Raw genomic sequence first — 20,094 nt, forward strand, 5'->3', positions numbered from 1 at the left:
CGCTTCGGGCTCTCCGTCGGCCGTGCATGAACAATCGATTACTTCCACTGGTACAGCATGCCGGCGCCGATCACCCGCTGACCGCCGCTGAAGCCGCCGTTGATCGACGCCTTCAGGTTCTCCGTGATGCGAGCCTGCATGTTGACCGCCATCGCCTTCTGGCCGAGGAAGGTCGAAGTGCCCACGCCCATCCCGAAGTTGGCATCGCGATCGAGCTGCGGAATCGATGCCATCGCGCCGACGGCCGCGATACCCTGCTTCGCCATCTGGTCGGTCTGCTGCAGTTGCGAACCCAGCGAGTTGATTTGCGCCTGCTGACCCGACAGCGCCGTCGACAGCGTCGACTGCACCGCATTGAGCTGGTTCACGTTGACCGCATCGGTGCCCTGCGTACCGGGCGCCACGTTGATGATCTGGCGCTGCTGCGTGTCGCTGCCGACCGACACCACGTTCTGGCGGCCGCCGTCCGTCGAATTCGCGCCAATCGCCACCGAGTTCGAACCCGCGGTGACGGTCGGCCGGTCGGTACCGGTGCCGTTCACGTCGGCGGCAATGCCGGCGTTCGCGGCCTGCGGTGTGTTGTTCATCAACGTGGACAACTGATTCAGCTGGTTGTTGATGTTCGTCACGCCGGTCGACAGCGACGATACGCTCGCGTTCGTCGTGTTCAGGCTCGTTGTCAGAGCACCGATGCTGGCCGCCGTCGACGTCGACAACGCGCTGATCGCGGTTGAAGTCGATGTGGCCAGCGCGGTCACGTTGCTGTTGGTCGCATTCAGGCCCGTCGACAGCGTGCTGACCACGGTGTTTGTCGCATTGAGCTGGCTGCCGTTGATCGCGTCCGTGCTGGTAGCCGAGACCTGGCCGGCAGCAACGTTCGTGATCTGGCGTTCCTGGCCCGGCGAACCGACGCTCAACACGCCTACCGGATTGGCGCCGGCGACCGAATACGTGACGCCGCCGACCGTGACGCTCGACACACCGACGGCGTTACCCGTAACCGAGTTCGCACCGAGCGCGATCGAGTTGGCGACGTTCGCGATGGCGTTCGAACCGAACGCGAGCGCGTTGGTGGCGCTTGCCGTGGCGCCCGAGCCGTAGGCCTGTGCGCCTATGGCGCTGGCCGTGGCCAGGTTGCCCAGTGCGATCGTGTTGTCCGCAGTGGCCTGGCTCGAATTGCCGAGTGCGAGCGCGCTATTTCCGGTTGCCGTGCTTGCGTTGCCGAGGGCAACTGCACCTGTGCCCGTCGCTGTGTCGTTCGCACCCATCGCGACCGCGCCGGTGCCCGTCGCGACACTCGGATCGCCGATCGCGACCGCGCCGTCGCCGCTCGCGGTATTGCCGGAGCCGATCGACACGGCCTTGCCGCCCGTGGCCGATGCGTTCTGGCCGATCGCGACCGCACCGTCCGACTGCGCGTTCGAACCATCGCCGACGGCGACGCTGCTTGCGCCCGCGGCAGTTGCGGCTACGCCGGCAGCCAACGAGTTGATACCCGTCGCGGCGCTGTTGGTATAGTTCGCTCCTGCCGTACCGCCGTCATTGACGCTGAAGTAGTGCGTCTTCGCGGCCTCGATTGCGGTCGACGTCGATGTCGACAGCGACGTGATCGAATTGTTGGTCGAACTCAGACCCGTGGACAGCGAGCCAATGCCGGTCGACGTCGACGTGGAAAGCGACAGGATCGTACTGTTGGTCGAACTCAGGCCCGTCGACAACGAGCTGATGCCCGTCGAGGTTGACGTCGACAGCGATACGACGCTGCTGTTGGTCGAGCTCAGACCCGTCGACAGCGAGCCAATGCCGGTCGACGTCGACGTGGAAAGCGACAGGATCGTACTGTTGGTCGAACTCAGGCCCGTCGACAACGAGCTGATGCCCGTCGAGGTCGATGTGGACAACGACGAGATCGAGCTATTCGCTGACGACAGACCCGTCGACGTAGATGTCGACAGCGAGGTGACGCTGCTGGTGGTCGAACTCAGACCGGTCGACAACGAGCTGATGCCCGTCGAGGTCGACGTCGACAACGACGAGATCGAGCTATTCGCCGACGACAGGCCCGTCGACGTGGACGTCGACAGCGAGGTGACGCTGCTGTTGGTCGAACTCAGACCGGTCGACAACGAGCTGATGCCCGTCGAGGTCGACGTCGACAACGACGAGATCGAGCTATTCGCCGACGACAGACCCGTCGACGTAGATGTCGACAGCGAGGTGACGCTGCTGTTGGTCGAACTCAGACCCGTCGACAACGAGCTGATGCCCGTCGAGGTCGACGTCGACAACGACGAGATCGAGCTATTCGCCGACGACAAACCCGTCGATGTGGACGTCGACAGCGAGGTGACGCTGCTGTTGGTCGAGCTCAGGCCAGTCGACAACGAGCTGATGCCCGTCGAGGTCGATGTGGACAACGACGAGATCGAGCTATTCGCCGACGACAGACCCGTCGACGTGGACGTCGACAGCGATGTGACGCTGCTGTTGGTCGAACTCAGACCCGTCGACAGCGAGGTGACGCTGCTGGTGGTGGAACTCAGACCCGTCGACAGCGAGCTGATGCCCGTCGAGGTCGACGTCGACAACGACGAGATCGAGCTATTCGCCGACGACAGACCTGTCGACGTGGACGTCGACAGCGACGACACCGTGCTGTCGGTCGAGCTCAGGCCAGTCGACAGCGAGCTGATGCCCGTCGAGGTCGACGTCGACAACGAGGAGATCGAGCTATTCGCCGACGACAGACCCGTCGACGTGGACGTCGACAGCGACGACACCGTACTGTCGGTCGAGCTCAGGCCCGTCGACAACGAGCTGATGCCCGTCGAGGTCGACGTCGACAACGAGGAGATCGAGCTATTCGCCGACGACAGACCCGTCGACGTGGACGTCGACAGCGATGTGACGCTGCTGTTGGTCGAACTCAGCCCCGTCGACAGTGAGCTGATGCCCGTCGAGGTCGACGTCGACAACGAGGAGATCGAGCTATTCGCCGACGACAGACCCGTCGACGTGGACGTCGACAGCGACGACACCGTGCTGTCGGTCGAGCTCAGGCCAGTCGACAATGAGCTGATGCCCGTCGAGGTCGACGTGGACAACGAGGAGATCGAGCTATTCGCCGACGACAGACCCGTCGACGTGGACGTCGACAGCGACGACACCGTGCTGTCGGTCGAGCTCAGGCCAGTCGACAATGAGCTGATGCCCGTCGAGGTCGACGTGGACAACGACGAGATCGAGCTATTCGCCGACGACAGACCCGTCGACGTGGACGTCGACAGCGACGACACCGTGCTGTCGGTCGAGCTCAGGCCAGTCGACAATGAGCTGATGCCCGTCGAGGTCGACGTCGACAACGAGGAGATCGAGCTATTCGCCGACGACAGACCCGTCGACGTGGACGTCGACAGCGATGTGACGCTGCTGTTGGTCGAACTCAGACCCGTCGACAGCGAGGTGACGCTGCTGGTGGTGGAACTCAGACCCGTCGACAACGAACTGATGCCCGTCGAGGTCGACGTGGACAACGACGAGATCGAGCTATTCGCCGACGACAGGCCCGTCGACGTGGACGTCGACAGCGACGACACCGTACTGTCGGTCGAGCTCAGGCCAGTCGACAGCGAGCTGATGCTGCTGGTGGTCGAGCTCAGCCCCGTCGACAGTGAGCTGATGCCCGTCGAGGTCGACGTCGACAACGAGGAGATCGAGCTATTCGCCGACGACAGACCTGTCGACGTGGACGTCGACAGCGAGGTGACGCTGCTGGTGGTCGAACTCAGACCCGTCGACAGCGAGGAGACGCTGCTGGTGGTGGAACTCAGACCCGTCGACAACGAGCTGATGCCCGTCGAGGTCGACGTCGACAACGAGGAGATCGAGCTATTCGCCGACGACAGACCCGTCGACGTGGACGTCGACAGCGACGACACCGTGCTGTCGGTCGAGCTCAGGCCAGTCGACAGCGAGCTGATGCCCGTCGAGGTCGACGTCGACAACGAGGAGATCGAGCTATTCGCCGACGACAGACCCGTCGACGTGGACGTCGACAGCGAGGTGACGCTGCTGTTGGTCGAACTCAGCCCCGTCGACAGCGAGGAGACGCTGCTGGTGGTGGAACTCAGACCCGTCGACAGCGAGCTGATGCCCGTCGAGGTCGACGTCGACAACGACGAGATCGAGCTATTCGCCGACGACAGACCCGTCGACGTAGATGTCGACAGCGAGGTGACGCTGCTGTTGGTCGAACTCAGACCCGTCGACAACGAGCTGATGCCCGTCGAGGTCGACGTCGACAACGACGAGATCGAGCTATTCGCCGACGACAGACCCGTCGACGTGGACGTCGACAGCGACGACACCGTGCTGTCGGTCGAGCTCAGGCCAGTCGACAGCGAGCTGATGCCCGTCGAGGTCGACGTCGACAACGAGGAGATCGAGCTATTCGCCGACGACAGACCCGTCGACGTGGACGTCGACAGCGACGACACCGTACTGTCGGTCGAGCTCAGGCCCGTCGACAGTGAGCTGATGCCCGTCGAGGTCGACGTGGACAACGAGGAGATCGAGCTGTTCGCCGACGACAGACCCGTCGACGTGGACGTCGACAGCGAGGTGACGCTGCTGTTGGTCGAACTCAGACCCGTCGACAGCGAGGAGACGCTGCTGGTGGTGGAACTCAGACCCGTCGACAGCGAGCTGATGCCCGTCGAGGTCGACGTCGACAACGACGAGATCGAGCTATTCGCCGACGACAGACCTGTCGACGTGGACGTCGACAGCGACGACACCGTGCTGTCGGTCGAGCTCAGGCCAGTCGACAGCGAGCTGATGCCCGTCGAGGTCGACGTCGACAACGATGAGATCGAGCTGTTCGCCGATGACAGGCCCGTCGACGTGGACGTCGACAGCGACGACACCGTACTGTCGGTCGAGCTCAGGCCCGTCGACAGCGAGGAGATGCTGCTGGTGGTCGAGCTCAGGCCCGTCGACAACGAGCTGATGCCCGTCGACGTGGACGTCGACAGCGAGGTGACGCTGCTGTTGGTCGAACTCAGACCCGTCGACAACGAACTGATGCCCGTCGAGGTCGACGTGGACAACGACGAGATCGAGCTATTCGCCGACGACAGACCCGTCGACGTGGACGTCGACAGCGAGGTGACGCTGCTGGTGGTGGAACTCAGACCCGTCGACAACGAACTGATGCCCGTCGAGGTCGACGTGGACAACGACGAGATCGAGCTATTCGCCGACGACAGACCCGTCGACGTGGACGTCGACAGCGATGTGACGCTGCTGGTGGTCGAACTCAGACCCGTCGACAGCGAGCTGATGCCCGTCGAGGTCGACGTCGACAACGAGGAGATCGAGCTATTGGCCGACGACAGACCCGTCGACGTGGACGTCGACAGCGAGGAGACGCTGCTGGTGGTGGAACTCAGACCCGTCGACAACGAGCTGATGCCCGTCGAGGTCGACGTGGACAACGACGAGATCGAGCTATTCGCCGACGACAGGCCCGTCGACGTGGACGTCGACAGCGAGGTGACACTGCTGTTGGTCGAACTCAGACCCGTCGACAGCGAGGAGACGCTGCTGGTGGTGGAACTCAGCCCCGTCGACAACGAGCTGATGCCCGTCGAGGTCGACGTCGACAACGACGAGATCGAGCTATTCGCCGACGACAAACCCGTCGATGTGGACGTCGACAGCGAGGTGACGCTGCTGTTGGTCGAGCTCAAGCCAGTCGACAACGAGCTGATGCCCGTCGAGGTCGACGTGGACAACGACGAGATCGAGCTATTCGCCGACGACAGCCCCGTCGACGTGGACGTCGACAGCGAGGTGACACTGCTGGTGGTCGAACTCAGACCCGTCGACAGCGAGCTGATGCCCGTCGAGGTCGACGTGGACAACGACGAGATCGAGCTATTCGCCGACGACAGGCCCGTCGACGCGGACGTCGACAGCGATGTGACACTGCTGGTGGTCGAACTCAGACCCGTCGACAGCGAGCTGATGCCCGTCGAGGTCGACGTGGACAACGATGAGATCGAGCTATTCGCCGACGACAGGCCCGTCGACGTGGACGTCGACAGCGATGTGACGCTGCTGTTGGTCGAACTCAGCCCCGTCGACAGCGAGCTGATGCCCGTCGAGGTCGACGTCGACAACGAGGAGATCGAACTAACAGCCGACGACAAACCGGTCGACGTCGACGTGGACAACGACGTCAATTGGGAAAAGTTCACCGCATCGCCCGGATTCGTACCCGCCGCCAAATTCGTGATCTTGTTGTTGGTCAGCGATACCACGCCTTGCAGCGATATTATCCCAGTCGTTGTCGATCCTTGAACATTCAGCGTTATCCCGCGTGGGCCGTACAGCGCAATCGTGCCCGCGCCATTGTTTCCGGTCTGCCCGACCCACAGGTAGGCACTAGTGCCGGTTACACCACCGGTAGCATTTGGACTCTCGGCGATGATTACCCCGGTCCCGGTTCCGCAGTTTCCCTCGCTCCCAGTATAGGGAGCGACCGTCCAAGCAGTGCTTGTCCCACCGAGGTTCGTCGTTGCCGCTGAATTGCCATTACAGTTTGCAATAGCACCCGCCCATACCTCATTGGGTAACACTCCTACCGTCAAGATTCCCGCCGCAGCCAGGAATCCCAAGACCCCATGCCTAAACCGCATTTTCTGCACGAAAGATGCACTGTAGCCATACAACTTCACACCTTCCTGCAAGCAAGCGCTTTTGGAAGCCTTACCGCGCACGTGCGTCAACTCAGACGTCGCCACCCACACACCCAACGCCTCATTCCAAATGCTTCTATAAATCTTATTCATAATAGTTAGGTCTCCGATGTTACGTTATTTGAAATTGACTCCCTCGAAGGCTATTGAAAAATGCCGCGTTTTGATATCTGGGTCAGCGACTAAATGGATTTCGCTTGCGATTAACCGCCGAGTTTCCGATAGACGGTAGTGGCTGCTCCACTCGCGAGCGGGTTAGCCAGCGCGTTGCCGCGCGAGGACCAAGCATGAGCGGCTCATTGCATCGCTCCTTGCGGTACCACCGTCAACATTCGCGCAATTCGAGTCAGGTTGCTCGCCAGCATCCTCAATTTGAAGTGCTGGTCGACTCGTTTGACGCCGCGATACACGGTTTGCCGAATCCTGCCGACAGTCTTGCCCCAGCCGAAGTGCTCGTCGATGAGTTTGCGAATCAACCGACTGGTGTAGTAGCTGGCGTGCAGCGAGGTACGGTCGCCGATCGCGCTACCGCCTTGATGCGCATCATTGCGTGCAACGTGCAGCGTTACCTTGCACGCACGGCAGTCACGCACGTCGTATCCCTTGTCGATGTCGGGCGTCTTGGAATGGCGACCCGGCACGTAATCCACGCAATCGAGCAAGCGCAACGCAATGGCACGTTCGGCAAAGCCGTCGGCGTGGCTCGCCACGGCGCCGACCACCAAGCTCGAACGTGCCTCCATCAGGATGTACACCTGACAGCAAAGGGTGACTCCGCTTTGCCTGTCTTTTCGAAACAGCCGGGCATCCGGATCAGTGCTCGATTCATGTGTGCTGCTGCGCCGTTTGCCTCTCCCATCGGTGTCGGCGTTACGTCCGCCGCCAGCCGGAAGATCGATTGAGCCGTCCTTGGGAGGGATGCTCTTGTAACCGGCCCACGCCTGGACCAGCGAGCCATCGACCGAGAATTGCTCCCGCGACAGTAACCATTGCTTGCCGGGAAAACCCACGACTTCGGCAAAGAACGCTTCGATCACTTTGTGCACAAGCAGTCCGTTGCAATTCTTCAAGGACACCGAGTAGTTCAACACCGCGTCATCAATAGACAAGGCGACGCCCCGGCGGAACAGCGAGTTGTAGCGCACCTGCACCATCAGCAGCTCGCTGCGTACCGAGTAAAACACCTGCGACAACGGCGCACGCAGCAACCTCTCGACAGCAATTGATACTCGACCGCTGTCGGCATAGATCGCGCCAAACAGTTCGTAGAGTCGCTTCAGCTCCCGGTTCACCAACAGCCGCAGTGGCCGCAACGGGTGATCAACCGGCACGAAGTCTTCCAGCTTCATCGTCGTGAACAACGACTCTTGCATTTCGTCCAGTTCGCGCATCGCACCCATCCGACCAAGACCATGAACACGTTATCTCTAACGCACCGCCCGCAAGGCCTGCTTACACCCATCCCAACATCAACAACCTGTTAGCGCCATTCATTCCAAATCAATTAATTCATTGAAATGAAACAAGCACCATTAAAATATCTACCCTTAATTTTCAAAATTCACTGCAACGCAATACATCCACAAAACAGTCAATTCTGAATTATTCATTTATCCAATTATATTCATCACGAAAACATACAATCCAAACTTTCATCACAAAAATGTTAAAAAATGAAAACACACGCATTGAGAAAGGCTCGCCACGCCCAACCTAAATCATGAGTTTACATTTTTTAATAAGATGAAATTATTATTAAATAAAATTGTTAGTATTGTGTAATTATTGGCGCGACGGAAGCCGATACACGCAGAGTCAGATTGCGCTTGCGTGAGAGCAAGCCGAGCGCGGAGTTTTTATCGAGGAAGCGTGTTGCAATTGATCAGTCAGCTTTCCGAAAGCGTCTTCCAGCCACAATTCATGAACCAGTGTGCCTGGCGAGCGAAGTTCGATAAGGCGGATCTTGTGGCGAGCGGAATTGAACCAGAGCGCCAAAGTGCGGCGACTGAAAGGCGAACTCAAGCGGCTGACCAAGGAGCGCGACATTCGCGCCCCACTGGTAGAGAAAATGGTGCCGCCAAAAAGCATGGCGGCACCCAAGACACCGAAGACACCGAAGACACCGAAGACACCGAAGAATAACTGCCGTGATGAAGGGCAGTCGAAACCGAATATACATCGGCCGACCAGAGAATAATCACAACAATTGTCGCATTGCTGATGATTCCCGCAACCAGAAGCGAAAGCTGCAGCGGGACAATGTCTTCACCATGGAGATTCCCACTTCGTCACCATGATTCACAATTTTGATTAATTCACTGGTTTTTCCGTACAATAAGCGTCGCGCATGGCCTATCTCAGGCAGGAGGTGCGCGGCGGTCTGCCAAGGCTCGTTGATGAGCGCAAGCGCACAGCTCGTTAAGGCTTTCCCCTTCAATTCTGCATAACGAAAGGTTAATGAAAAGTGCGACAGCTGAGTCTGGAAATGGCATCACGGGATTCGAAAAGGCCCCAAGTGAAGATCCCGTCATTGGCCGTGGTCAAGCTCATCGCAAGTCAACATGTTGTGGCCGGCTTCGGAAAAGGGGCCGGTAGTCCGCCATAGACTTGACCTCAAAGTCGTTGCCGCTTCTGCATAAACTTGCGCCCACGGATCGAGGCGCGAGTGAACGCCGTAGCCGCTTACATAAATTGAACGGTTGGCGACGACCAGCTTGCCCGGGCAGGGAATCCACCGCGCCTCCTTCGTGTGCCGTCCAGCGAAGGACGAAACGTCCTCTACGCCAGTCCATACTCGTCCGGCCTGTACAACATCGGTGAACGGGGAGGTTGGTCGCACCCTTTAGCTAGACCATCACCCGCCGCGAAGTATTCACCGTGACAAACGCTTCTTCCCTTTCCGGTTCGTGGTGCTTTCCTCAGACGCAAAAAGCGTCCGGGCTTTTCGTTGCTCAACCCATGTATTTTTGGCACCATCGATTCATGAACGGAACAACCGATCTCAACCAACTCCTGGTCTTCGTTCGAGTCATCCAGGCGGGAACCTTAAGCGAAGCGGCACGACGCCTGGACCTGCCGAAGTCTACCGTGAGCCGGAAGGTCGTCGAACTTGAGGAGCGGATTGGCGAGCGACTCATCCAGCGCACGACACGCAAGCTCAACCTCACCGACGCGGGCCGCGTGCTCTTTGAACGCTTGGCCCCGGCGATATGCGACGTCGACGAAGCCGAAAGATCAGTGGCAGGAATGCGCGGGACGCCGCGCGGCGTGCTGCGGGTCGCGGCGCCGATGTCGTTCAGGAAGCTCGGCGCGATCGTCGCCGAGTATCTCGTTCGTAATCCGGACGTGGCAGTCGAGATGGTCTGCTCCGATCGTCGCGTTGACCTCGTGGCAGAGCGCTTCGACGTGGCCATTCGAGCGGGCGCGCTTGTCGATTCGGCACTTGTCGCACGCAGCCTTAGAAAAGCGAAGCGCATGCTCGTCGTCGCACCCGAGTACAGCAATCGCTATGGCATACCGAAGACGCCTGACGAATTGACGAGCCATGCATGCGTTGCGTTCAGCGGCGGCGCAGCACCGTACGTCTGGACCATGGAGTCTAGGGGTAAACGCGCCGAGGTTCGCATCAGGCCCAGACTAATGGTCAACGACATGAAGATCGCTCGTGAAGCCACCCTCGCGGGAATCGGGATCGCATGCTTACCCCAGGCCTACTGCGCCGATGACATCCGCGATAAGCGCTTGCTTCACGTGCTCGTCGACTGGTCCTTCGCAGAAATCCCCGTGTATGCGCTCTATCCAACGAGACGTCATCTTTCGCCAAAGGTAGTCGCCTTCGTCGATCTGCTAGTCGAGCGGTACCGGTCGCTCGAAAGCTGAAACCCGGCTTTCACGCCTTGTTCATCGCCATGAACTCGTTAACTGCTTCGAATATCCAGCCTTAGGGCTGCATTCCGAGCAACATACAGAGCTCGACGCGACATTGCAACGTGCGCACGGCAGATGATGCGCTTTTGCAGCGTCGCGCTTTCTGGCGAACCCGCGCGATTGTGTGTAAGCGTCCGGTGAACCCATCTTGAGTTGCCTTGAAGGGCTTGGGAGTATCGTGTCCACTTAAAAATAGGCGGACACGTGAATACTATCGAAGAACAAGCACCGGCTGGACGGCGTCGTCGTCGCCGTTATAGCCGCGAATTCAAGGCTCAGGTGGTGGCAGCGTGCCAGGGGCCGGGCGTGTCGATCGCAGCGATCGCGTTGCATCATCAGCTCAACGCGAATTTGCTTCGACGCTGGGTGGAGCAAACCGAAGGCGAGACGCTGGAGCAAGACTCGAGTGATGCAGTGGTCGTGCGGCCTGCGGCGCCGCCGGCGTTTGTCTCGGTGCCGCTCGAAACGAGGACTGCGCGTCCGACGGAGATCCGCATTGAAGTGCGTCGCGCAGACCAGTCGATCACGGTCAGTTGGCCGACCACGGAAGCAGCGCAATGCGCCGCATGGCTGCGCGAGTGGCTGCGGTGATCCGCATCGACGAAGTATGGCTGGCTGTCGATCCGCTGGACATGCGAGCCGGTTTCGATACCGCGCTGGCCCGGGTGGTCAAGGTGTTCGGCGCAGCCCATCCGCACCACGCGTACCTGTTCGCCAATCGCCGCGCCAACCGCATGAAGGTGTTGGTTCACGACGGCATCGGCGTCTGGCTCGCTGCACGTCGATTGAATCAAGGGCAGTTTGCGTGGCCGAGCCGCGGTGAGCCCAAACAGTACGCACTCACGCACGAACAACTGGCGGGCCTGGTCATCGGCCTGCCGTGGCAACGCATTGGCGAAGGTGGTGTGATCCGTGTCGTATGACGTGAGTACCGACAATCGGTGAGCGTGCCCATGTCCTGCCGATGAGCGATCCGGCACAATTGCCGGATGGTCGATCACGCACAACTCCAGGACATGAGCGCAGAGCAGTTGCGGGCGCTTGCCATGGAGTTGATGTCGGAAATACGCACCAAGGACAGCGAGCTGCGTTTCAAGGAGGCGCGCATCGGCCAGCTCACGCATGAGATGGCGGTGCTCAAACGGTGGAAGTTTGCTGCGCGCAGCGAGAAGCTCGCAGGCGAGCAGCAAAGCCTGCTGGACGAGGCGATCGAGGCGGACCTGATCGCCATCGAGCACGAACTCGAGCAACTCGCCGGTCAACCCAAGAAGGACGCCGAGCCGAACAAGCCGCGCCGTGCCCCACTGCCGGCGAACCTGCCGCGGGTGGAAATGCGTCATGAACCGGCGTCCACCACATGTGCGTGCGGGTGCAATCTCAAGCGCATTGGCGAAGACGTCAGCGAGAAGCTCGACTACACGCCCGGCGTCTTTACCGTCGAGCGTCACATCCGCGGCAAGTGGGTGTGCCGGCAATGCGAGACGCTGATCCAGGCGCCGGTCCCGGCACAGGTGATCGACAAGGGCATCCCGACCGCCGGACTGCTCGCGCAAGTCCTCGTGAGCAAATACGGCGATCATGTTCCGTTGTACCGACAGGAACGCATCTTTGAACGCGCCGGCTTGGCGATTCCTCGCTCGACGCTCGCCCAATGGGTTGGCGCGTGCGGTGTGCAATTGCAACCGCTGGTGGATGCGCTCAAGCAGCAGGTTCTGCAACACGCTGTGCTGCATGCCGATGAGACACCGGTGGCGATGCTCAGCCCCGGCAAAGGCAAGACGCAGCGCGCGTATCTCTGGACGTATTGCCCGGGTGCCTTCGAGGCTCTGAAGGCGGTGGTCTACGACTTCGCCGACAGTCGAGCCGGCGAGCACGCGAAGGCATTCCTCGGTGATTGGCGGGGCGGCCTCGTATGTGATGACTTCACCGGCTACAAGGCGCTGTTTGCGCAGGGCGTCACTGAACTTGGCTGCATGGCGCACGCAAGGCGCAAGTTCTACGATTTGCATGTCGCGAACAAAAGCGAGATCGCTCAGGACGCCTTGCACTATATCGGCCAACTCTACGAGATCGAGCGCGAAGTGCAGCCACTGGCCGCGCCATCGCGCCTCGACGTGCGGCGCCAGCGCGCTCGACCGATTACCGATGCACTGCATGCGTGGATGACCGAACAACGGAGTCGCGTGAGCGAAGGTTCGGCGATCGCCAAGGCACTCGATTACAGCCTACGGCGATGGGCCGCGTTGACGCGTTACCTCGACGATCCTGACGTTCCGATCGATAACAACTGGTGTGAAAACCAGATCCGTCCGATCGCCGTCGGCTGCAACAACTGGCTGTTCGCCGGCTCGTTGCGAGCTGGCCGCCGCGCTGCCGCCGTCATGAGCTTGGTTCAGTCAGCCAAAATGAACGGCCACGATCCCTACGTCTATCTCAAGGACGTCCTCGAGCGGCTGCCGGTACAGCCGGCCGCGCGTCTCAACGAACTCTTGCCTCTGCATTGGAAACCAGCGCCGGCGTAACCACGGAACGGGTTCGCCGGACGCTTACATCATTGCGTATTGGCATCTACAGATTTCAAACCTTATCCGTGAGGCATGGCGCCTGGAACAACCGACCCTGCATGACGCCACGCAAGGTTCGCGTCACAACCACGCTCCAGAAGCTGAACAACAGGAGCGCGAAGGACGTGCCGAGAACGGCGAACACCATCATGTCGGTCGCGCGATACAGGCCGATCGTGGCCGCGGTGTATACACCCAGCGGGAATGTGAAGCCCCACCAGCCGAGATTGAACTGCATCCCTTCCTTGCGATAGCGCAGCGTGAACAGCACGGCGATCACGAACCACCAGATACCGGCACTCCAGAGCAGGAACGCGCACGCCAGTCCGAGCTCGTTCGCGAGCGTGCCAAGTTGAGCGAATGCGCTTCCTTCGAATGCGGCCGGCGCGGCCTTGCCAAGACTCAGTATTCCGAGCGCCCCCGTACCAATGGGTCCAAGCGTGAGCCAGCTCGACGGCGCCAGATCCCGATGCGGCAGTTTGTGGATCACCAGACGGAAGAACACGAGCGTGAGCACCGCAAACGCCATCGACAAGGAAATGGCCCAAAGCGCATAGCTGATGCCAATCACCGCCCGCGCACTGTCGATCGCAAGATGCGGCGCGATCACTGCGCCGCTCGATGCCGTCACTTCTGGGCCGACAAGCGGTAGCAACAGCACAGCACTCACGCGCTCAAATGCATGATTCTGTTCGGTGAACATCAGATACGGCACTGCGATTGCGACCACGATCGCCAAGAACGCGTCTATCCACCACAGCACGTGAGCGATCGAATAAGCCACCGTTCCGATCTTTGGGGCAGCAAACAGCACGCAACCGTTGATGATCGGCACGAGCCCCATTGGAATGGCCCCGAGGAACATCGATTGAAGTGGGTGTTGCAGCATCGGTCGGATGGTGTCGGGATACCGGATTACACGCGTCAGCAGCATGGCAACGCAGACGGCGTACAGCACGGCGTCGACAAGCCAGAGCGCAGTCGCGAGACCTTGCTGCCCGGGAAAGCGAAACGGCAGCGTCGCGAGCACGAGCGCGACGATACCGTTGCCCATTGTCATCGCGAACCAGTTAGGTGTGAATTGACGGACCTTTTCGGACAGGAATCTCGCCGGCACGGCACTTGTCTTTGCATCTGAATTGAACATCGTGTTCTCCATCGGCTACCCATGACGGCCACGATAGCGATTTGCTTGACATACTAAAAATACATATAGATCATCTTCGCCATATCTTTTTTATATCTCAAGATGAATTTCACTCATCTGGCGGCGTTTCTTGCCGTTATCGAAGCGGGAAGCGTGACCGGCGCATCCGCGCGGCTGCACGTCAGCCAGCCCGCACTGACCCGCGAAATCCGTGAGCTTGAGGAACGCCTGGGCGTCACATTGTTCGATCGGCGCCCGCGCGGCATGAGCCCGACCGATGCCGGGAGATTGTTGGCGGACTACGCGACCCGCATCTTTTCGCTGTCGGACGAAGCGAAGGCCATGCTCGACGAGTTCTCGGGGCTCGTGCGCGGACACCTGAAGCTGGCGGCCAGCCGAACGATCGGCAGTTATTTGTTACCGCCCATACTGGATACGTTCTGCAAGCAGTATCCCGGTGTGTCGATCGATGTCGCGGAAATGAATTCCGAGCAGGTGGAGTCCGCGGTACTCGGGTACGATCGCCAGCTTGGTTTCGTTGAAGGCCCATACGACACCACGGCATTCGATTCGATCCTGTTCGGCCACGATCTGCTCATCCCGGTCGCCGCGCCGTCTCATCCGCTGGCGCGCAAGCGCAAGATCCAGATCGACGATATTGCTCGCCATGACGTGTTGTCCCGCGAACCGGGCTCGGGAACACGAAACGCCGTCGAGGCGGCATTCGCCCAATGCGGGCTGGCGTTTTCACCACGACTATCGGTCGGCAGCGCCGAAGCGATGAACCGGCTGCTGGTCTACGGCACCGCCATTGCGTGGGTATCGCGCCTCACGATCGAGCCGGAGCTGGCAGCGGGTGTGCTCGTGCGCTTGCCCATCGATGACCTCACGATCGAACGCGACCTGACGATCATCTGGCGAAAGGGCAGTTCGCTGAGCCCGAGCGCGAGGCGATTCCGCGACCGGCTGATTGCGGATCGACCCGCAACACCCTGACGTCGTACAGGGGGCGAGTTGGATCACTGCCATTGTTGGCGCAGACTTCAACCTATTCGAGATATCCGTAATCGTTCGCGCGGCCGCCGCCCAGCAGGCACCTGTCATTCGCCATACCTTTCAGTTATGGTGCCCGCCACCCTCCTGTATTTGCTCTAATGATTAGCAATACGTAGACTTTTGTTTACGCGAGCAGCGGTAATCGTACACCCCCGCCGGCGCGTAACCTGAACGATAGAAAGGCCCACGATCTGTCACGGCACAACCCGATTACCCGCACAGTCCAGGAGATGGCAAGTCGTGGATTTAACCATCTTTTAGGCAACCCGCATCGTTGCGGTGCCACACTACACTTTTCCGATTTGATTCAGCCAGACGCGTATGTTGGATTCGTCAAGCGACTATATGCTCAGAGGCGTGCTGTTAGGCCTCGTCATCGAGGCGGCGCTCGCGACAGCGATTACCCTCATTTCAAATTTCGTGATATCGGTGGAAGAAATGTGGTCGCTCACTATCTGGTGGAGCCTCACCGTCGCATTGTCGCTCGTCGTCCTGCTTTGGAAGCCCCTCTCCGTGTTGACTTTTCGGGCCGCTCGACGCTCCCCCTTCCTGCTGAAGGAAGACTACCAGGCCATGATCGTCGGACGCGTCATCGGTGTTGCACTCGGACTCGGTTTCGGTATCACAGTGGCGGGAACCCTAATCTGAGCGCAGCGGGAAGTGCCCGGTGTGGCACATGTCGCTGATTGGCCGCATTCATGCCATACATTCAGATTCCGAACATGGCGACCGTCGACGGCCTACGGGATCTCGCCCGCGCGCACCGGGTGACCGGCGTGCGCGCTGGGTAATGCGACAGTGACCCGGCGCGGGCACCACGTTCGGCCGCGCCACTGCCTGCCATGCGGCCATCATTTTGGCTTCCGCGTGACAGTCTCCTCACCCGCATACACCGCAAGCACCGCGAGTGCGCAAGCGGGTACGAGCAACGCCCGGAATCCGGCGTAGCGGAACCCGAGCGCACCGCCCGCCGCGCCCAGCGCAAACGCGACGATCGCCGGCAGCATCTTGCCGAAGCGTGCCCGCGCGATGACGCGCGCGCTATCGGACGTGCTGGAGGACAGCAAGTCAACCGCATCGAGAATTGCCTGCGTGACATTGCCCGTCATCACCGTGTTCGGCACACCGGTGCGCGGAATCACGCGCGCATGCGCGTTCTGCACGCCCATCGCGAACGTGCCGACGATGCCGGCCACGAACACCGGCAGGCTGTCGGGCTGCGTGACGGGCGTCGCCCACATGCCAGCCGCGCAGAAGCCGAGCAACAGCGCGGCCTGCACCGCATGGAGCACGCGCGCCCCCTGCCATGCGGGCCGCGCCGACAACGCACGCGCAATCAAGCTGCTTGCGACGACGCCGCACACGAACGCGGGGAACACGCTCAACTTCAGCAGGATGCCCTGTGCGAACCCCGCGGCGGCCGCGCCGATCAACACGAAGTTACCGGTCACGTGCGCGGTGAACAGCCCAAACAGCGCGACGAAACTCAGCGTGTCGACGAAGCCTGCGACCGCGGCCAGGATCGTGTCTTCGTGCTTCATCGAGCAGCGCTTGCGTGGATCTCCGCGATATAGCCGCCCGGGAACTGCACCACCGCCGCGTCGCGCCCTTCCGAGGCGAACGGCGGTACGAGCACGGTCACGCCCGCGCCTTGCGCCTGCTTCAGCGTCGCGGCGAGATCGGTGACTTCATAGCCGGTCATCTCTCGGCCGAACGGATAGGGCAAATGGCCGTCGGTCGCGAGCACGGTCATCTTGCCGAAGCCCGACTCGATGCGAATGCGGCGATAGGTGTCGTTCGGGCGGCCGATCTCGACGCCCGGCGCATTGCGCACATCGGACACCACCTTGCCGTGCGAGAACGCGACGAAGTCGCGTACCAGCGTATCGGCGCTTTCCGGCGATACGTACACGCGATTCTCCGGCACCGTTTGCAGCGCGTCGTAGTGCGGCGCTTCGGTATGCCAGTACAACTGCATGTTCACGCCGCCCGGCCAACGGATGATCGCGTCGCGGCCGATCGGGTCGGGGAACGTATCGACGACCACGTCCGCGCCGTGTGCGCGCGCCGACTTCATCGCGACGTCCATATCGGTAACGAGATAGCCGTTACGCTCCGCACAGAACGGATATGGAATCGGCGTCTTGAAGCCGAACACCGAGATCGTGCCGACCGGCGTCAGCACCAGTTGCGACATCGTCTGGCTCGGCGTCGGCGTGACCTGGAACACACCCTGCTTCGACTTCTTGCCACCGAAGGTCGCGACGAAGCTGTCGGTGAAGCGGTCGAAATCGTCGGGCGACACGCACACATGCGTGGTGTCGTACTGCGGCCCGACCGCGACGGCCGGCGTCGCGACGGCCTGCTCTTCCGCGAACGCGGCCGGTGCGACGGCGAGACCACCCGCGATCATCGCGGCCAGCAGGACTGAACGAAGATTTTTCATAATGGATTTTCCTTGTTGTCGAATTGAATAGTGAAATCAATCAGGAGCGGCTGCCGGACGCGCGCTTCGCTCCATCGAAGGGTCGCGAAGGTGGCGATCGGCCCGAGATACTCGAAAACGCTGCTACGTAGCTATGACGTGTTGGAGTCCGCGCTCGCCAGTACAGTCCACAGCGCGGCCGGATGCAAGCCCTATGGGCCTGTTAGGCAACCGCGCCGTCGACATCGAGCGCTCTCGCGAGGCCGTCAACCAGACAGACGGACATAAGCGCAAGCCGATCAAGACCGCCGTGTCAGATCGCCCAGCACGAACAGCCGAACGCGCCCCAGAAGCCCTTGGCGTCCGATGTCGGCAACGCGCGGCTCCATGCGCCGGCATGCGCATGGCCGTGCACGTTGCAGGCGCTCGCGCAGCCGCACATCGCGGCGGCTGCGGCACGCTGCAGCGGCGCGCCATTGCGCTGCGTCGCACCCCAGCCGCCGTAGCCACCGAACTCGCGCACGGGCGACCAGTCCGGCATCGCGGGAGGGATCGGCGCATCGTGCGACGCGAACGGCCCGGCACCCCACACGATCCGGCCGCCCACGACCGTCAACAGCGCAGTCGTGTCGGCGATATCGTCCTCCGCGCAGTTGAAGAAATCGCGATCCGGGACGACCAGGTCGGCAAGCTGCCCAACCGCGATGCGCCCTTTCTTCCCCTCCTCGTTCGAGAACCACGTCACGTACTCGGTCCACATCCGCAGCGCGGTCTCGCGATCGAGCAGGTTGCGCTGCGGGTACATGCGCAAGCCGCCAACTGTCTTGCCCGTGACGAGCCACGCGAGCGATACCCACGGGTTGTACGAAGCGACCCGCGTCGCGTCAGTGCCGGCCGACACCTTGAGCCCCTTGGCGAGCATCTTCGCGACGGGCGGCGTTGCTTCGGCCGCCTGCGCGCCGTAGCGCTCGACGAAATACTCGCCCTGGTACGCCATCCGGTGCTGCACCGCAATGCCGCCGCCGAGCGCGGCGATACGGTCCATCGATTTTTCGGAGATCGTTTCCGCGTGATCGAAGAACCAGTTCAACCCGGCCAGCGGGATGTCCTTGTTCACCTTCTCGAATACGTCGAGTGCGCGGTCGATCGTTTCGTCGTAGGTCGCATGCATGCGCCACGGCCAGCGGTTCTGCGCGAGCACGCGTACGACGCCTTCGAGATCGTCCTCCATCTGCGCGGGAAGATCCGGGCGCGCGACGCGGAAGTCCTCGAAATCGGCCGCGGAGAACACCAGCATTTCACCGGCGCCGTTGTTGCGGAAATAGTCGGTGCCGTCGTGATACTTGACGCTCTTGGTCCAGTTCACGAAGTCTTCCTTCTCCGCATTCGGCTTCTGCGTGAACAGGTTGTACGCGATCCGGATCGTCATCTCGCCCGCGTCGTGCAGCTTGCGGATCACCTCGTAATCATCGGGGTAATTCTGCGAACCGCCACCCGCGTCGATCACGCCCGTCACGCCAAGGCGATTGAGTTCGCGCATGAAGTGGCGCGTCGAGTTGTATTGGTATTCGAACGGCAGCTTCGGTCCTTTCGCGAGCGTCGCATAGAGGATCGTCGCGTTCGGGTTCGCAAGCAGCAGGCCAGTCGGGTTGCCTGCGGCATCGCGCAAGATCGTGCCGCCCGGCGGCTCGGGCGTGTCCTTCGTATAGCCCACCACCCGCAGCGCGGCTGCGTTCAGCAGCGCGCGGTCGTACAGGTGCAGAATGAACACGGGCGTATCGGGTGCGGCCGCGTTGAGTTCGTCGATCGTCGGCAGACGCTTCTCGACGAACTGATGCTCGGTGAAGCCGCCGACCACGCGCACCCACTGCGGCGCGGGCGTAACAGCGACTTGCCGCTTGAGCATCTCCATCGCGACCGCGAGCGACGGCACGCCGTCCCAGCGCAGTTCCATGTTGTAGTTCAGACCACCGCGAATCACGTGCGTGTGGTTGTCGATCAGACCTGGCAGCACGGTACAGCCGTCGAGGTCGATGACCTTCGTCGCGCGGCCCGCGAGCGCCATCACGTCCGCATTGCTGCCGACCGCGACGAATCGGCCGTCCTTGATCGCCACCGCGGCGGCAACGGGATTCGCGCGATCGAGCGTCGTGACGCACGCATTGTGCAGGATAAGATCCGGGTGCGTGTCGGTTGTGTTCATAAAAGAGTTGT

Annotated in this window: 12 protein-coding genes and 1 pseudogene; 7 read left to right on the forward strand and 6 right to left on the reverse strand. The window is 61.1% G+C overall.

Translation table 11 applies throughout. The features are described from left to right. Positions 1-38 precede the first annotated feature (38 nt). Both HWX36_RS02585 and HWX36_RS02590 read right to left on the reverse strand, forming a co-directional pair. Positions 39-6,854: an ESPR-type extended signal peptide-containing protein gene (locus HWX36_RS02585; RefSeq protein ID WP_175950817.1), complete on the reverse strand. Its 6,816-nt coding sequence runs from the start codon at positions 6,852-6,854 to the stop codon at positions 39-41. A 203-nt stretch (positions 6,855-7,057) separates the two neighbouring features. Further along, positions 7,058-8,143, reverse strand: coding sequence for an IS5 family transposase (locus HWX36_RS02590; protein ID WP_175950818.1), 1,086 nt, complete (start codon positions 8,141-8,143; stop codon positions 7,058-7,060). Positions 8,144-8,693: 550 nt separating this feature from the next. Here HWX36_RS02590 and HWX36_RS36950 point away from each other — a divergent pair. The 5 genes and pseudogenes from HWX36_RS36950 to HWX36_RS02615 all read left to right on the forward strand — a co-directional run. Further along, positions 8,694-8,808: pseudogene (locus HWX36_RS36950) on the forward strand (IS3 family transposase); the annotation flags it as partial. A 935-nt stretch (positions 8,809-9,743) separates the two neighbouring features. After that, on the forward strand, positions 9,744-10,640 hold the full coding sequence (locus HWX36_RS02600; protein ID WP_208457787.1) for a LysR family transcriptional regulator: 897 nt from the start codon (positions 9,744-9,746) through the stop codon (positions 10,638-10,640). Positions 10,641-10,892: 252 nt separating this feature from the next. Next, the gene (locus tag HWX36_RS02605; RefSeq protein ID WP_175033188.1) at positions 10,893-11,279 is read left to right on the forward strand and encodes a transposase; all 387 of its coding nucleotides are present in this window, start codon (positions 10,893-10,895) and stop codon (positions 11,277-11,279) included. Further along, complete coding sequence (gene tnpB, locus HWX36_RS02610) at positions 11,276-11,611, forward strand: IS66 family insertion sequence element accessory protein TnpB (RefSeq protein WP_175033187.1); 336 nt, start codon at positions 11,276-11,278, stop codon at positions 11,609-11,611. The genes HWX36_RS02605 and tnpB overlap by 4 nt, the downstream gene beginning before the upstream one ends. A gap of 66 nt (positions 11,612-11,677) precedes the next feature. Beyond that, positions 11,678-13,210: an IS66 family transposase gene (locus HWX36_RS02615; RefSeq protein WP_175950714.1), complete on the forward strand. Its 1,533-nt coding sequence runs from the start codon at positions 11,678-11,680 to the stop codon at positions 13,208-13,210. A gap of 55 nt (positions 13,211-13,265) precedes the next feature. Here the strand turns inward: HWX36_RS02615 and HWX36_RS02620 are convergent, their stop codons facing one another. Then, positions 13,266-14,399 carry a TDT family transporter gene (locus HWX36_RS02620; RefSeq protein WP_175950716.1) on the reverse strand — a complete coding sequence of 378 codons (1,134 nt, stop codon included), beginning with the start codon at positions 14,397-14,399 and terminating at the stop codon, positions 13,266-13,268. Positions 14,400-14,501: 102 nt separating this feature from the next. On the opposite strand from HWX36_RS02620, the gene HWX36_RS02625 reads away from it, so the two are divergent. Then, complete coding sequence (locus HWX36_RS02625) at positions 14,502-15,395, forward strand: LysR family transcriptional regulator (protein WP_175950718.1); 894 nt, start codon at positions 14,502-14,504, stop codon at positions 15,393-15,395. A gap of 381 nt (positions 15,396-15,776) precedes the next feature. Next, positions 15,777-16,103 (forward strand): hypothetical protein, encoded by a 327-nt coding sequence (locus HWX36_RS02630; RefSeq protein WP_175950719.1) that lies wholly within the window; start codon positions 15,777-15,779, stop codon positions 16,101-16,103. 203 nt (positions 16,104-16,306) lie between these two features. Here the strand turns inward: HWX36_RS02630 and HWX36_RS02635 are convergent, their stop codons facing one another. The 3 genes from HWX36_RS02635 to HWX36_RS02645 form a co-directional block, all read right to left on the reverse strand. Then, positions 16,307-16,996, reverse strand: coding sequence for a YoaK family protein (locus tag HWX36_RS02635; protein WP_175950720.1), 690 nt, complete (start codon positions 16,994-16,996; stop codon positions 16,307-16,309). Continuing rightward, entirely contained in the window at positions 16,993-17,901 is a 909-nt protein-coding gene (locus HWX36_RS02640) for a glyoxalase (protein WP_175950722.1), read from the reverse strand. Before HWX36_RS02640 ends, HWX36_RS02635 begins: the two co-directional genes overlap by 4 nt. A 292-nt stretch (positions 17,902-18,193) precedes the next feature. Continuing rightward, on the reverse strand, positions 18,194-20,083 hold the full coding sequence (locus HWX36_RS02645; RefSeq protein WP_175950724.1) for an amidohydrolase: 1,890 nt from the start codon (positions 20,081-20,083) through the stop codon (positions 18,194-18,196). Between the last annotated feature and the right edge of the window lie 11 nt (positions 20,084-20,094).

The sequence above is a fragment of the Burkholderia sp. BCC0405 genome (genome assembly GCF_902833075.1).
Taxonomy (GTDB): domain Bacteria; phylum Pseudomonadota; class Gammaproteobacteria; order Burkholderiales; family Burkholderiaceae; genus Burkholderia.